This window comes from Spirosoma aerophilum (genome assembly GCF_054782495.1).
Window position 1 is genome coordinate 195249 of record NZ_BAAGSJ010000013.1, and the last position, 14355, is coordinate 209603.

The 14355-nt window shown below is 47.7% G+C and carries 11 protein-coding genes; 6 read left to right on the forward strand and 5 right to left on the reverse strand.

Features of this window, described 5'->3' with window-relative positions; all coding sequences use genetic code 11:
• Positions 1-6 precede the first annotated feature (6 nt).
• On the reverse strand, positions 7-798 hold the full coding sequence (locus tag ACYVK4_RS12365) for an alpha/beta fold hydrolase (protein ID WP_461127823.1): 792 nt from the start codon (positions 796-798) through the stop codon (positions 7-9).
• 92 nt (positions 799-890) lie between these two features.
• Positions 891-1982 (reverse strand): selenide, water dikinase SelD, encoded by a 1092-nt coding sequence (selD, locus tag ACYVK4_RS12370; RefSeq protein ID WP_461127824.1) that lies wholly within the window; start codon positions 1980-1982, stop codon positions 891-893.
• Between the two features lie 324 nt (positions 1983-2306).
• On the opposite strand from selD, the gene ACYVK4_RS12375 reads away from it, so the two are divergent.
• The 3 genes from ACYVK4_RS12375 (at position 2307) to ACYVK4_RS12385 (ending at position 7880) form a co-directional block, all read left to right on the forward strand.
• On the forward strand, positions 2307-5672 hold the full coding sequence (locus ACYVK4_RS12375) for a TonB-dependent receptor (protein WP_461127825.1): 3366 nt from the start codon (positions 2307-2309) through the stop codon (positions 5670-5672).
• A gap of 75 nt (positions 5673-5747) precedes the next feature.
• Entirely contained in the window at positions 5748-6614 is an 867-nt protein-coding gene (locus ACYVK4_RS12380) for a glycerophosphodiester phosphodiesterase family protein (protein WP_461127826.1), read from the forward strand.
• Positions 6615-6629: 15 nt separating this feature from the next.
• The gene (locus ACYVK4_RS12385; RefSeq protein WP_461127827.1) at positions 6630-7880 is read left to right on the forward strand and encodes a ComEC/Rec2 family competence protein; all 1251 of its coding nucleotides are present in this window, start codon (positions 6630-6632) and stop codon (positions 7878-7880) included.
• Between the two features lie 2 nt (positions 7881-7882).
• On the opposite strand, the gene ACYVK4_RS12390 is transcribed toward ACYVK4_RS12385, so the two are convergent.
• Positions 7883-8878 (reverse strand): patatin-like phospholipase family protein, encoded by a 996-nt coding sequence (locus tag ACYVK4_RS12390; protein WP_461127828.1) that lies wholly within the window; start codon positions 8876-8878, stop codon positions 7883-7885.
• Between the two features lie 293 nt (positions 8879-9171).
• Between ACYVK4_RS12390 and ACYVK4_RS12395 the strand changes: the two genes are divergently transcribed.
• Complete coding sequence (locus ACYVK4_RS12395; RefSeq protein ID WP_461127829.1) at positions 9172-10146, forward strand: polyprenyl synthetase family protein; 975 nt, start codon at positions 9172-9174, stop codon at positions 10144-10146.
• A 62-nt stretch (positions 10147-10208) separates the two neighbouring features.
• Here ACYVK4_RS12395 and ACYVK4_RS12400 read toward each other — a convergent pair whose 3' ends face one another.
• Positions 10209-11000 (reverse strand): sterol desaturase family protein, encoded by a 792-nt coding sequence (locus ACYVK4_RS12400; protein ID WP_461127830.1) that lies wholly within the window; start codon positions 10998-11000, stop codon positions 10209-10211.
• Between the two features lie 206 nt (positions 11001-11206).
• On the opposite strand from ACYVK4_RS12400, the gene pafA reads away from it, so the two are divergent.
• Positions 11207-12877, forward strand: coding sequence for an alkaline phosphatase PafA (gene pafA, locus ACYVK4_RS12405; protein ID WP_461127831.1), 1671 nt, complete (start codon positions 11207-11209; stop codon positions 12875-12877).
• Positions 12878-12918: 41 nt separating this feature from the next.
• Here the strand turns inward: pafA and ACYVK4_RS12410 are convergent, their stop codons facing one another.
• Positions 12919-13683, reverse strand: coding sequence for a biotin--[acetyl-CoA-carboxylase] ligase (locus ACYVK4_RS12410; protein ID WP_461127832.1), 765 nt, complete (start codon positions 13681-13683; stop codon positions 12919-12921).
• Positions 13684-13797: 114 nt separating this feature from the next.
• On the opposite strand from ACYVK4_RS12410, the gene rsfS reads away from it, so the two are divergent.
• Positions 13798-14193, forward strand: coding sequence for a ribosome silencing factor (gene rsfS / locus ACYVK4_RS12415; protein WP_461127833.1), 396 nt, complete (start codon positions 13798-13800; stop codon positions 14191-14193).
• Positions 14194-14355 lie beyond the last annotated feature (162 nt).

The window sequence follows — 14355 nt, forward strand, 5'->3', positions numbered from 1 at the left end:
TCTCGCTTATGCCTTTGCCGCCTGATTATTGGAGTGGATAAACGTCATCAACATATCAACAAACTCAGCGGGCTTTTCGGCCTGTACCCAATGGCCAACACCCTGAATGGTTTCGATCCGGGCGTTTGGGAAAATGCGCTTGATGTTGGGGATGTCTTCGTCCAGAATGTAAGGCGATTCGCTGCCCCGGATAAATAAAGTAGGATCGTTTACGATACTGGGATTGGTCAACTCTTCGCCTATGCCATGCAACTCCCGTTCGATAACGGGGATATTCAGTCGCCAGTCGAACACGCCCTGATCGTTTCGGTACAAGTTTTTGAGCAGGAACTGCCGAACGGATAAAATAGGTTCGTAGGCCTGTAAAACAGCATCGGCCTCCGTTCGGCTTTTGATCCCCAATAAATTGATCGCTTTCAACCCACGGATAAGCTCAGCGTGATGGATCGGGTAAAATTTGGGCGCAATATCGACCACAACCAGTTTATCGAACGAGTGCGGGTACGACATGGCGTATTGCATAACCGTTTTACCCCCCATCGAATGACCAACCAGAATGGGTTGCTCAATTTGATGATCGATCAAAAACTCATGCAGATCGGCGGCCATATTCTGATAATCCTGATCATCGGCGCGGGGCGATTGACCATGATTTCGCTGGTCGATAAGAAACACGCGATACCCTAGAGCGGCAATCGTTTTGCTGATGGTCAGCCAGTTATCTGAGGAACCAAAAAGACCGTGTAAAATAACAATGGCCGGCCCGGTTTCGCCGGTTTGACGGAAGAATAATTTCATCGACTTCAAGAGTGAAAGAGTGAAAGAGTGAAAGAATGAAAGAGCGGTCTGATGCATATATCCGCTCTTTCATTCTTTCGCTCTTTCACTCTTTAATGTACATAAACTACTTTTTCACGTTGCTCAATCAGTTCACCGAAGCTTTTCAGGTCGAAGCCGTTTTCGCGGGCTACGCGTTCAAACTCGGTTGAACTGCCGGATTCAACCGCAATTAATAACCCGCCCGATGTTTGAGGGTCGGCGAGCATATATTTCTGGGTCTCGGTCAGTTCACTGATCTTGTGGCCGTAACTGTCCCAATTGCGAATTGTGCCGCCCGGAAAACTTTTCTGAGCCAGGTATTCCTCGATCATCGGTAGGCGGGGTACATCTTCAAAAGAAAGAACAGCACTCAAGCCAGCGCCCTCTGCCATTTCGGTGAGGTGCCCCAGTAAGCCAAAGCCCGTTACGTCGGTAAGGGCTTTTACATAGGGGAGTTTTCCCAGGACCGCACCAAAGCTATTGAGCTTTACCATTTGGTTGGGGGCTATGTCGGCATGTTCGGGTTTCAGAATTCCCTTTTTCTGAGCTGTTGTCAGAATGCCTACACCAACTGGTTTGGTCAGATACAATTTACAACCCTCCGTTGCGGTATTATTCTGCTTTAGATGATCGAGCCGGACTCGTCCGGTAACAGCCAGTCCGAAGATGGGTTCGGGGGAGTCAATGCTATGGCCCCCGGCCAGTGGAATGCCAGCTTCGCGGCAAATGGCTCTGGAGCCTTCGAGAACTTGTGCGGCCACTTCGGGCGGGAGTTTATCGAGTGGCCAGCCCAGAATAGCAATGGCCATAATGGGCTCGCCCCCCATAGCGTAGACATCGCTGATGGCATTAGCTGATGCAATTCGTCCAAAATCATACGCATCATCGACGATGGGCATGAAAAAGTCGGTAGTACTAATAATGGCCTCTCCATTACCGATGTCGAGTACAGCGGCATCATCGCGGGCGTCGTTTCCCACCAGCAGCGTAGACGGAGTAGGGGAGGGTGTCAGCAACGAGATGGAATCGGCGGTTGCGCTGCTGGGGCCACTTGTTTGGCCGTGCAGAATCTTATCCAGGATTTTGGGCGAGATCTTGCATCCGCAACCCGCTCCATGACTGTATTGGGTAAGCTTAAAAGCTGTTGTTTCTGTTAACATCATAACGAGACAAAACTAAGATAGAATTAGGAGATAGACGCAAGGAACGGCTCATAGATGTACATCACTTTAAGCGGAATGGTTCTGTAAACGCATGAAGCTATGTGAGTGGTTATGTGGGCTTAACAATTTAGTAATAGACTATTATAGAATGTATTTTAACTATAATTGGGTTATTCTTAGAATTTAGTCTATAGTCTAGTAAATAGTGGTACTTTTTTAAGACTACCTATTAAACAGCTCAAAAAAATGACTCATATTTGTCGTTAAATTAGAAACGTAACGAAGCGAATACCTTCAAGAATTTAACAACTAACAAACACTTCTATGTCTAAAAAACTACTGCAATTTCGAGTAGCATTTTTGCTGATCGGCAGTATTCTAATGGCGGTGCTCGGTGGGAGCAATGCCATGGCTCAGGTAACGACATCCGTTATTAATGGCCTCGTAACCGATGATAAGGGCGGAGTTTTGCCGGGTGCTACGGTTGTAGCCATCCACGAACCATCGGGTAGCCGCTACGGTACAACGACCAACGCATCCGGGCGTTATACCCTTCCCGGCGTTCGCGTAGGTGGTCCGTTTAAAGTGACAGCCACGTTTGTAGGCTTCAAAGATCAGGTTGTAGAAGGTGTGTTTACAAACCTGGGTACTTCATCCGACGTCAGTTTTAAAATGGCTGATAACAGCACACAGTTATCAGAAATAGTTGTTTCGGGTAACCAAAATGGTATCATTAGCTCGAACCGTACGGGTGCCGCTGCCTCATATGGCCGGGCAACGATCAATACGATCCCAACCCTTGGCCGTACCATTGCTGACATCACCAAGTATAACGCGTATGGTAACGGACAGTCGTTTGGTGGTCAGGATGCCCGTTTTAATAATATTACGATTGACGGCGCTGTATTCAATAACGGTTTCGGTTTAGGTAACAGTGCCTCAGCTGGTGGCCGGACAGGTACAACGGCCGTATCGCTCGACGCGCTTGACGAAGTTCAGCTGAACGTAGCGCCTTTCGACGTTCGCCAGACCGGCTTCTCGGGTGCAAGTATCAACGCTGTAACGCGTTCCGGTACGAATGATTTTTCGGGCTCTGTTTACCATTTATTCCGCAACAATAGCCTGGCAGGTAAGCAAGCGGATGGCAAAGATCTGCCTCCGGTAACGATTGACCAGAAAACAACCGGTTTCCGGATTGGTGGTCCAATCATCAAAAACAAACTGTTCTTCTTCGCTAACGTGGAGCAGTTCAAAAGCAGCCAGCCTGCTCTGGATTGGGTAGTTAACCGTGGCGCAGGAACGACCGGTAACGTATCTCGGGTAACGGAAGCTGATTTAACGGATCTGAATCAGTTCATGCAGTCGAAATTCAATTACTCACTGGGCGCTTTTGATAACTTCAATAACGAAGTAAAAAGTACAAAAGGGTTGATTCGTCTGGATTATAATATCAATGACAACCACAAATTGTCGGTACGTTACTCGCACCACGATTCGGAGTCAGGACAGATCATCAGCAACAGTAACAGCAGCAACACGGCTGGTAATGGTAACCGCACCAACTCACAACTGGCGCTTTCTGCCGAAAATACGGGTTACATCATTGCTGACAACACCCGGTCTATCGCAGCTGAGTTAAACTCTACCTTTAGTGGTAAGTTTGCCAACAAACTGGTGGCAACCTACAACAAGCAGATCGAAGATCGTACCTATAAGACGGCTGTATTTCCAACAATCGATATCCTGAAGGACAATACAACCTACACGACGGTTGGTTTTGACCCGTTCACGCCGAACAACAAGCTGAACTATTCGACACTGAATATCACGGATAACTTCAGCTATTTTGCGGGTAACCATACGCTGACGCTGGGCCTTTCGTACGAGAAGTTTACATCGAACAACGTATTCTTCCCGGCTTCGAACGGCGTGTATGTATACAACTCGATTGCCGATTTCAAAACTGCAGCGCAGGCGTTCCTGGACAACCCAAATGCAACGACTTCGCCTGTATCGGCAGCTCGTTACAACCTGCGTTATTCGCTGCTACCCGGTGGTGCTGAGCCGCTGCAAACGCTGAACCGGAACACTTATAGCGCCTACATTCAGGACGAATTCCAGGTACGGCCAAATTTCAAACTGACGGCTGGTGTTCGCGCTGATATCTTCGCCTACGATAATTCGACGGCTAAGGATTTCTACAACCCGGTGGTTGGTGCCCTTAATTTCCGCGATGAGAATGGAGCCAATTACGGTATCAACACCGGTGCTTTTCCAAAAGCTCGTTTGCTGATTTCGCCCCGTGTTGGCTTCAACTGGGACGTAAAAGGTGATAAAATGACCCAGCTGCGTGGTGGTAGTGGTTTCTTCGTATCCCGTATTCCTGAAGTGCTGGTATCGAACCAGTTGGGTAACAACGGTGTGAACACAGCTGTTATTAACGTTACCAACACAACGGCTTACCCGTTTACCACGGACCCAAGCCGATTCGTGCCTAATACGACCGATATTACAAAACTGCCTCCTTACGTTATCAACGCTACAGACCCGAACCTGAAATACCCGCTCGTGTGGAAAACTAACTTGGCTATTGACCAGCGGTTACCATGGGGCTTAGTTGGAACGCTCGAAGTGATTTACAACAAAACGCTTCAGGGTCTGCGCTACATCGATGCCAACCTGAAAGCGCCGGATCGTACATTGAGTGGTGCAGATACGCGCGGTCGTTTCCCTGCATCCGGCGTTGCCAGCTCGGGTTCGGGTGCTAACAACACGGTGAACATTGCCCGTTTCTACAACACCGCAGTTACGAACGCCTTTATTCTGAAAAACGCGAATCAGGGTGATGCCTATACCTTCACAGCTAAACTGGAAAAACCAACGTCGAATGGCTTTGGCGGTATGCTGGCTTACACGTATGGTCTGGCCAGAGATTTACAATCGGTTGGTAGCACAGTACAGGCCAACATTCCTGGCGTACAGGGTCAAAACTATTTGGGCGTTTCCTTTGCTGATAATGACCTGCGCCACCGGATCATCGGTTACGTAAACTACCGCCTGAACTACGGTGGTAAGTTTGGCGGATCAACGACCTTTACCCTAGGTACACAGTCGACCAGCGGCTACAAAGTATCGTACGTAGTGGGTGGTGACCTGAACGGCGATGGCCAGACAACAAATGATCTGATCTATGTACCTAAGAGCGCTTCGGAACTCACCTTTTCACCGCTTACTGTAGGTTCGGGTGCCGCAGCACAGACGTTCTCGCCAGAACAGCAGCAAGCCGCTTTTGATGCCTACATCGAGAATAACGACTATTTGAAAACTCGTCGTGGACAGTACGCTGAGCGAAATGGTGGTTATGCTCCCTGGCTCACCCGTTTCGACTTCACGGCAATTCAGGAGTTTTACATTGCAACCGGAGCTAAAGGTACGCGTCATACGATCCAGTTCCGTGCCGACATCCTGAACGTTGGAAACATGATCAACAACAAGTGGGGTGTAGGTAATGCAAATACATCTACGCAGCCTATTTCTTTGGCAAGCCTTAGTGCTGCTGGTGTTCCTTCGTATCGTCTGGGTACGCAGAATATCAATGGTAGTACTGTTCTGTTGAAAGATTCATTTGTGAAAAGTATTACGATCGATAACGTTTGGCAGGCTCAGCTTGGCGTTCGTTACTCGTTCTAATCATTTGCTGATTTATGCAAAAATCCCCCGCACAGTAATTGTGACGGGGGATTTTTTGTTTCCCGCAAGAGCCGTATGAAAACGTGTTTAGTCTTATTGTTAATGGCCCTCATCGTAAATGAAGGCATGACACAATCACTCAATCGGTTTAACAACAGTCAGTCGATTGATGCTTTCTTCTCTCCCAAATCAGTTCGTAAGCATCCGCTTATTCTCGCCCATCGGGGTGGCCCAGGGGCGACAGATACTGAGAATTCCATTGAAACTTTCGAGAAGGTGGCGAAGATTTTGCCCAACGCTATTATCGAAATGGACGTACGAATGACCGTGGATAGTCATTATGTGTTGCTGCACGATCCAACCCTGGATCGGGAATCGGATGCCAATGGACCGGTAGCCCAAAAAACTATCCAGGAACTGAAAAAAGTCAGGCTGAAAACCCTGTCCGGCGAACAGACCCATCAATCAATGCCAACCTTTGACGATGTGCTCCAGTGGAATAAAAACCGATATATGCTGGCGCTGGATATTAAGCCGGGTACCGACCCGCTACAGGTCATGCGTATAGTAGAGATGAATCGGGCTGTACATTCCGTCTTTGTCATTTGCTATTCCATGGCAGAGGCTCAGCGTATGCGGGATCGGTACCCTACGCTCTGGTTAGCTGTTGGTGTAAACAACATGGTTGATCTGGAGCGGCTTGAAGGTAGCCCCTTGTCGCAGGGACGGTTGATAGCACTTACACCCCAGAAACTTCAGCCGATCTCCTTTTACGAACGCTTGCATAAATTGGGCATACTTGCTTCTGTGGGTACGTATGGAAAGGATCAGTTAGATGAAAAACCTATGACCGATGCCGCCACTGGGTACCGGGAGATAGTTCATCAGGGCGGTGATATTCTGACCACTGACCGACCAGTTGAGGTCTCTGCTTTATTTTAAATGAGCTGTGTTCAAATGCATATTGTCAAGCTTCTTCACCTGTGTTTTCTAGCCTTATTAAGCCTCCATGTCGTCGGGCAGCAAGTCGGGAAGCCGTTGCCCGGTTGGAAGGAGGGTCAGCTGGACATTCACCACATCAACACCGGTCAGGGGAATGCCTCATTCATTGTCTTTCCGGATGGCACAAGTCTGCTGATTGACGCTGGAGCCATTAATTCGTTGGATTGGCGAACCAGTAAGCCCCGGAATATTCCGGTTAAACCTGGCTCAGATCGCCAGGCGGGCGAATGGATTGCCCGCTATGTCCGCCATATACTTCGTTTCCAGCCTCGCCCGGCTATTGATTACGCTATTATTACCCATTTCCATGATGATCATATGGGAACGCCCCTGAACGTAACGAAACGGGCAAGTGGCGGATATGTGCTGGCAGGTATTACGGAAGTTGCGGAATATATCCCGATTCGAAAAATAATCGATCGTGGCTGGCCGGACTATGCCTATCCGCGCCCATTCGTTGGCGATTCGATGGTGATGAATTACCGTAAATTCCTTGATTGGCAAATAGCGAACAAGGGTCTGCAAGTGGAGCGGTTTGTAGCGGGCCGAAATCAACAAATCTCCCTTCTGAAAGATCCTGAAAAATATCGGGTGGAGGTTCGGAATCTAATGGTGAACGGTGACTTATGGACAGGTAAGGGGAATACTTCCCGGCAGCTTTTCCCGGAGTTAGCTTCCTTAAAAGCAGCAGAATTTCCGAACGAAAATATGTGCAGTATTGCCCTTCAAATCCGGTATGGCGCTTTCGATTACTTCTCTGGTGGCGATATTCAAGGGGTATTGCAGTATGGGGCACCTGCCTGGCATGATGTAGAAACTCCATTGGCTACCGTAGTGGAGCCGGTAGATGTTCAGTTGGTTGATCATCATGGCTATGCTGATTCGCAAAATGGAGCACTTTTGGCAAAGTTGAGACCGCGCGTTTTTGTCATTCCTGCCTGGGCGGCTTCACATCCGGGTCGCGAGGTGCTGGAACGTCTCCTGTCGGAGCAGCTTTATCCAGGCCCCCGAGATGTCTTTGCTACTAATCTGCTGGAGGAGGCCAAAACTGGAATCAGTGATTTATTGACCAGTTTAAAAAGCCAGGCAGGTCATGTGGTTGTTCGGGTTGAACCTGGTGGTAAAGTGTACCGGGTAATCGTTTTGGATGATAATGATGAGCGGAACAATATAAAATTAATAGTAGGACCTTATCAAGCCAGATAATTTTAGTGCAAAATCGATGTACTACCGTCCTGTCTGTTTTGCTTAAGTTTATCCGTACCGGCCTGATAGCCCTGCACGATCATTCGGCCAATATCGTCGGAGGTAAACTTCATCATGTTCAGGAAAAGCGGTTCTGTTGGACGGATGATCGTTAAGTCGAGGTTGCGGCCATTAAGGTGTTCGCGATTGGCAAAGCGTTCGGCCCAGGCAATGTCATTATTGACCAGTTGATTGACCGTAATATCTTTCACCCGATCCATTAGGTTGAGCAGGTTCCGGTAGTTGAATTTTTCGTTGTAAATTTTTTTGGCATGGCAGGCGACACAGGCAATTTCAGTAGCCCCATCTTCAATGGCCACCCGAAGGGGAGCCACTTCCCGTAAGCCGCCGTCCAAAAAGGCCCGCCGGTGATCGCCCCCTATCTGAACCGCAGGCATCAGAAACGGTAGTGAACTACTGGCATACACGAAATCAAGAAAGTGAGGATCATGGGCGTCGGCATAGAACATATCGCCTTCAATAATATCGACTGCCCCCACCTTGATCTTCACAGGTCCGTTCTTAATGGCTTCCAGGTTAACATGATGGCGAATGAGATTCTGAATGGGCGAATTATCCAGCAATCCATCGAACCGGCTCATCAGGGTATTGTATCCCATGCGAAACCGTGACCGGATTACGGCAACATCATCCGGTTTCGTGATGTTGCGAATCCAGAATTCAATCAAATATTTGCCGATTTTTACCCAATCGACCTGGCCTGTTTCTGTTTGCTGGCGGGCGGCTTCATTGGCCATGAACGTAGCATTGAGACTCCCTACGGAGATGCCATACAATTGATCTGGAACGAACCCCGACTCGAATAGGGCCATAGACGCCCCTACCTGAAAGGCTCCCTTGAGCGAACCGCCCCCTAACACCAGGGCCCGTTGAGGAGTATTGGCAGAAGCTGGATGAATGGCAGGACGTGGAAGTGAGGGGTTGGGGTTATCAATCATACGAAGTATATCAAGTGACGTTAGTAACACTCAATTGCGGAAAGTTGACGTTTTTCGCTCAATAAACAAACGAAATGGCTGAGGCTATAGTTATGAAATGGACGTCTGGTTTTCTAAACGGCTTTTCGGCGTCTGCTCATTCCTTAGTATACTTGCCGGAAATTTAGTTGGTAAGGTTAGTCAGTGAATACAGCAATACGTAAACAGAATAGTGTACTAATTACTTGTTGACTACACGAGCGGTCCCGTTATCAGCCCATTAACGTATCAACCCACCGACTTATTAACGCCAAATGCCTCTTACCGTCGCCGATATACAAGCCCCGATTGCTGCTGAAATGGAATTGTTTGAGCAGAAATTTAAAGGGCAAATGAAAAGCGATGTTATGCTGCTCGACCAAATCATGAACTACATCGTGAAGCGGAAAGGCAAGCAACTGCGTCCCATGTTCGTTTTTTTAATGGCAGGTGTATGCGGTTCCATTTCAGAAGCTACGTATCGGGGGGCCTCTCTGATTGAGTTGTTGCATACGGCCACCCTCGTTCACGACGACGTGGTGGATGAATCCAACTACCGGCGCGGTTTTTTCTCTATCAATGCCCTCTGGAAAAATAAAGTCGCCGTGCTGGTAGGTGATTACCTCCTTTCTCGCGGCTTGTTACTTTCCGTCGATAACAACGATTTCGATTTGCTTCGGATTGTGTCGACGGCTGTTCGGGAGTTGAGCGAAGGCGAACTGCTACAACTGTACAAAGCCCGTCGGCTGGACATCACGGAGGATATTTATTACGAGATTATTCGGCAAAAAACGGCGTCGCTCATTGCGGCCTGCTGCGCCGTTGGGGCACGGTCGGTAGGAGCAGCCAAAGAGATTGTTGAACAGGCACACGCTTTCGGGGAGAAAGTAGGCATTGCTTTTCAGATAAAAGACGATCTGTTCGATTACGGAACGGCCGAAGTCGGAAAGCCGCTGGGCATTGATATCAAAGAGAAGAAGATGACGCTACCGCTCATCTATGCGCTTAACAAGAGCGGGTTTCTGGAAAAACGACGGATCATCAACATCATCAAAAATGAGAGCGAGAAGCCAAAGAAGGTCAATGAAGTGATCGCCTTTGTCAAAAACTCGGGTGGTATTGAATACGCTACCCAAGCCATGAATCAGTACGTTGCCGAAGCCCAGACCCTCCTCAATGCCTTCCCGGAATCCCCTTACCGGCAATCCCTGCATCAGCTGGTGCAGTATACGATTGACCGGAGCAAATAAACGAGTGAAGAATGTAGAGTGAAAAGTGAAGAATAATTACTGGACAAGTTACTCTTCACTTTTCATTCTACATTCTTCACTCGTTTATTTGTTTTCTCCCCAAACAGTCGGTGAAAATCCGGGCTTTCGGTATTCATCCACTTATCCCAAAAGGTAAAATAAAGACCGTAATTAAACCGGAATTGAGTGTGGTGGAGGCTGTGGTGGGTAGCGCCGATAAGCCAGCGGCCCAGCCAGTGCCGATTGAAATCCTGGGGGTAGATCTCTGTATTCAAGTGATTGATGGCACTTGATAACGTCATAATTATTAAGATCAGGCCAACCGCCGAAATGTGCAGCGGCAACACAAATGTCAGGGCCGGAATCACAATCGCTTGTAACGTACTCTCTGTCGGGTGGAAGGAAAAAGCCGTCCAGGGTGACGTAGTGATACTATCGTGATGTGTTTTGTGGACCAGTTTATAAACACCGGGTCGATGCATCCAGCGGTGAAGCCAGTAGTAATAGGTCTCGTGAATGAAAAGCACAACGATGATGCTGATAGGGTACCAGATCAATGGGTACGCGTTGATGTCGGTATAGATTGCTGTGTAACCCGCCTGATAGGCCAGTATGACGGCTAGAGCAATACCCGTAAAAATCAGCGAAGTAATGACCGACCAGCCAATTTCCCGCCAATCCTGACCGGCTTTGCGGGGACGAGTCTGTACGGCCCTGTGAGCAAACTGGTCTTTTAACGAAACGTTGAAAAGCCACCAGAAGCCAAGAGAGAACAAAACATATCGTCCAAAAATAGCTACGAAGAAAAGCAAGGCTGTGATTCCTAACGTAGCCGGGTTGGTAATCTCAATCATAAGATACTATAAACTGATTCGGTATTGAGTCAACTTGAATAAAACAACATTGTTGCCAATATCGACTGTTAATTAGGAATACGAACTTTCATGGTTTCTGGTTTCATTCAGGTGTGTTCATATTCCCTTAATTTACGGGTTCGTTGACCTGTCAATTTGTTTGTACCTTTGCGGCCAGTACTCATATTTCAATAATAATGGCTTTTATGCGCCTATTCTTTTCCATTCTGGTCGTGGCATCGGTCCTGACTGCCTCCTACGCTCAACCAAAGAAACCCATAAGCGGTGCTCCCAAAACCATAAGTCAAGGGCAGGGGCTGCCTAAACCAAAATTAGTAGTTGGCATTGTCGTAGACCAGATGCGTTATGATTATTTGTATCGCTATTACAACAAGTTCAGCACTGGTGGCTTTCGCCGGATGATGGATGGCGGATTCAATGCCCGCAACAATCACTATCATTATGCAGCAACGTATACCGGTCCTGGGCATGCTGCGATCTACACCGGATCGGCACCAGCCCTGAATGGTATTGTTGGTAATGATTTCTATGAGCGGAACATTGGGCGGTTGATGTATTGTGCCGAAGATACAACGGTGAACACCGTTGGAAATACGGGAACGGCCGGTAAAATGTCGCCCAGAAATTTGCTCGTTACTACCATCGGCGACCAACTTAAACTGGCTACTGATGGACGAGCAAAAGTCATTGGGATAGCTCTGAAAGACAGGGGGGCTATATTGCCCGCCGGTCATGCTGCCAATGCTGCCTATTGGTACGATTCGAAAGATGGTAACTTCATCAGCAGCACATTTTATCAAAATGAATTGCCCAAATGGGTGCAGGATTTTAATGCCCGTAAGTTATCAGATCAGTTTTTGGCGCAAAAGTGGGAGCCTTCACTGCCCATGAATCAATATAGCGAAAGTACGGTTGATGATGAACCGTATGAATCGGTACTGGCGGGGGAGACGAAATCCGTTTTTCCGCACACATTTGCCATTCAGGCAGGGGGTAGTAAGTATGAGCCACTCCGTACCAGTCCTTTTGGTGATTTGATCACCAAAGAATTTGCACTGGCAGCCCTTAAAGGCGAACAATTAGGCCAGCGGGATGTGACAGACATGCTTTGTGTAAGCTTCTCCTCACCTGATTATATTGGTCATGCATTTGGTACACACGCTATTGAAACTGAAGACCAGTATCTCCGTCTGGATCTGCAGTTGGCCGAACTGTTTAATCAGTTGGATGCAACGGTTGGAAAAGGACAATGGGTGGCGTTTCTGTCAGCCGACCACGGCGTAGTCGATTCACCGGGTTTTCTGCAGCAGAACCGGATTCCGGCGGGCTTTCGTGGGTACGGTGAAATAGGTGAATCAATAAAATCAACTCTCGAAAAAGCTTATGGGCCGGGTCAATGGATGCTTTCTTATTTTAATCAGCAGGTGTATCTCAACCATACCCTGATGACGGAAAAGAAAATAGCCATGCAGGACGTGTATGAATTGCTGCGGACAATGCTTTTGAAGCAGAAAGCCATCGTCAACGTAGTGAACTTGCACAACCTGGGTGCCGAAGCGTTGCCGACCTTACAGGAGAACTTATTCCGGAATGTGTATCACCCAAATCGAAGTGGAGATTTCTATGTGATGCAGCAGCCGGGCTGGCTTGAGGGGCGCAGTAAAGGTACCACCCACGGTACCACCTATGCCTATGATACGCACGTACCCTTTTTGCTGTATGGATGGGGTATTAAACCCGGTCAAACACTCCGCCGGACCCATATTCATGATATTGCCCCAACTATTACAGCCCTGCTCGGCATCCTTGAACCCAGCGGCTGTATCGGCGACCCGCTGGAAGAAGCGATTAAATGATATAGGATATATGATGTAGGATGTATAGACTACTTCCTACATCATATAGTGAAACTTACTTCTTTAAACCCAAAGTACCTTACTTGGCCCTCGGTGCTAATGGCTAATCGTCCGTTGGCATCAATGCCGCAGATGGTCCCTTTGAAGGGCTTCCCCTCGCTTTCAAACGTATGTTCTTCCTGGTAGCGGTATAAGATTTGCAGGTAATTAATCTTTAGGGCTTCACGCTGACCGGAGAGAAGTTGAAGGTATCGTTGCTCCAGCGTTTCGCACAGTCGACTGAGTAAGCCGGGCAGATCGTATGTGTTGGGTAAAGGCGACTCATTTTGCAGGGAGGTTGCAGTGCCATAACCGAAGGCTGTCTGGTTGACGTTCAGTCCAATGCCCACGATCGACCAGGCAATGCCGTACCCGTGTAGGGTATTTTCGATTAGAATGCCGCCTAGTTTTCGATCATCTACATAAATATCATTGGGCCATTTTATACGAAGTGAAGAGCCTACGAGCGGTTGTAATGTATCGTATATACCCAGCGAAATGGCCATATTCAACCAAAACTGGTCTGTCGCCATTAAGAAAGCCGGCTTGAGAATCAGCGAGAATGTCAGGTTTTCGCCCGGTTTTGCTTCCCATTGATTGCCCCGCTGTCCTCGCCCAGCCATTTGATTATCGGTTATGACAAGTAGTCCTTCGTTAGGGTCTTTTTGCGCAATCAAAGCAGCCGCTTCGTCGTTAGTTGACTGACAGCTTGGCAGATATTGGATTATTTGTCCAATAAAAAGCGTTTTGGGATAGATTTTGTACAAAATATTGTATAGTTTAGTAGTAGAGAGTTAATGAATGATACGGTGGGCTATTTTACTTGGCCCTTTGGCAACGTACCCGCTGATTGGCTTATCGTGCAATGTTAAACCGAAAGCATGAGAATTAACAAGAACAATGAGTTTACCGCCGAGCAGATACGTGATTTCGTTGTGCGCGGTATGCAAGAGAAAAAAGCACAGGATATTGTAGTGATGGACCTGCGCAAAGTTAAAAATGCCATCTGCGATTATTTTGTTCTTTGTTCGGGTAATTCCGACACACAAATAGACGCCATATCAACGTCTGTTGAGGAGGAAGTCTACAAGGCAAGTAAGCAGGATCCGTGGCATAAAGAAGGAAAATTAAACCGGGAGTGGATTTTGCTTGACTACGTTGATGTAGTCGTTCACGTGTTTAAAAAGGATCGTCGATCGTTCTATGACCTTGAACAACTTTGGGGAGATGCTGAAATTCAGGTCATTGAAGACAACGACTTTGCCGTAGCCTCCTAAGCGTGAGTGTTTGGTTAAATGCCTTTTCTTAAAAGACTGATTGTCAATAAGCTTTTAACCAAACACTTCATAAACAGTTATATATAGAAAAGGCTCTTTTAGGGCCGCTTGTGGGGCTGACAAACCGTTTGTCCTAACCTACTCGCCGTAGAAACAATCATT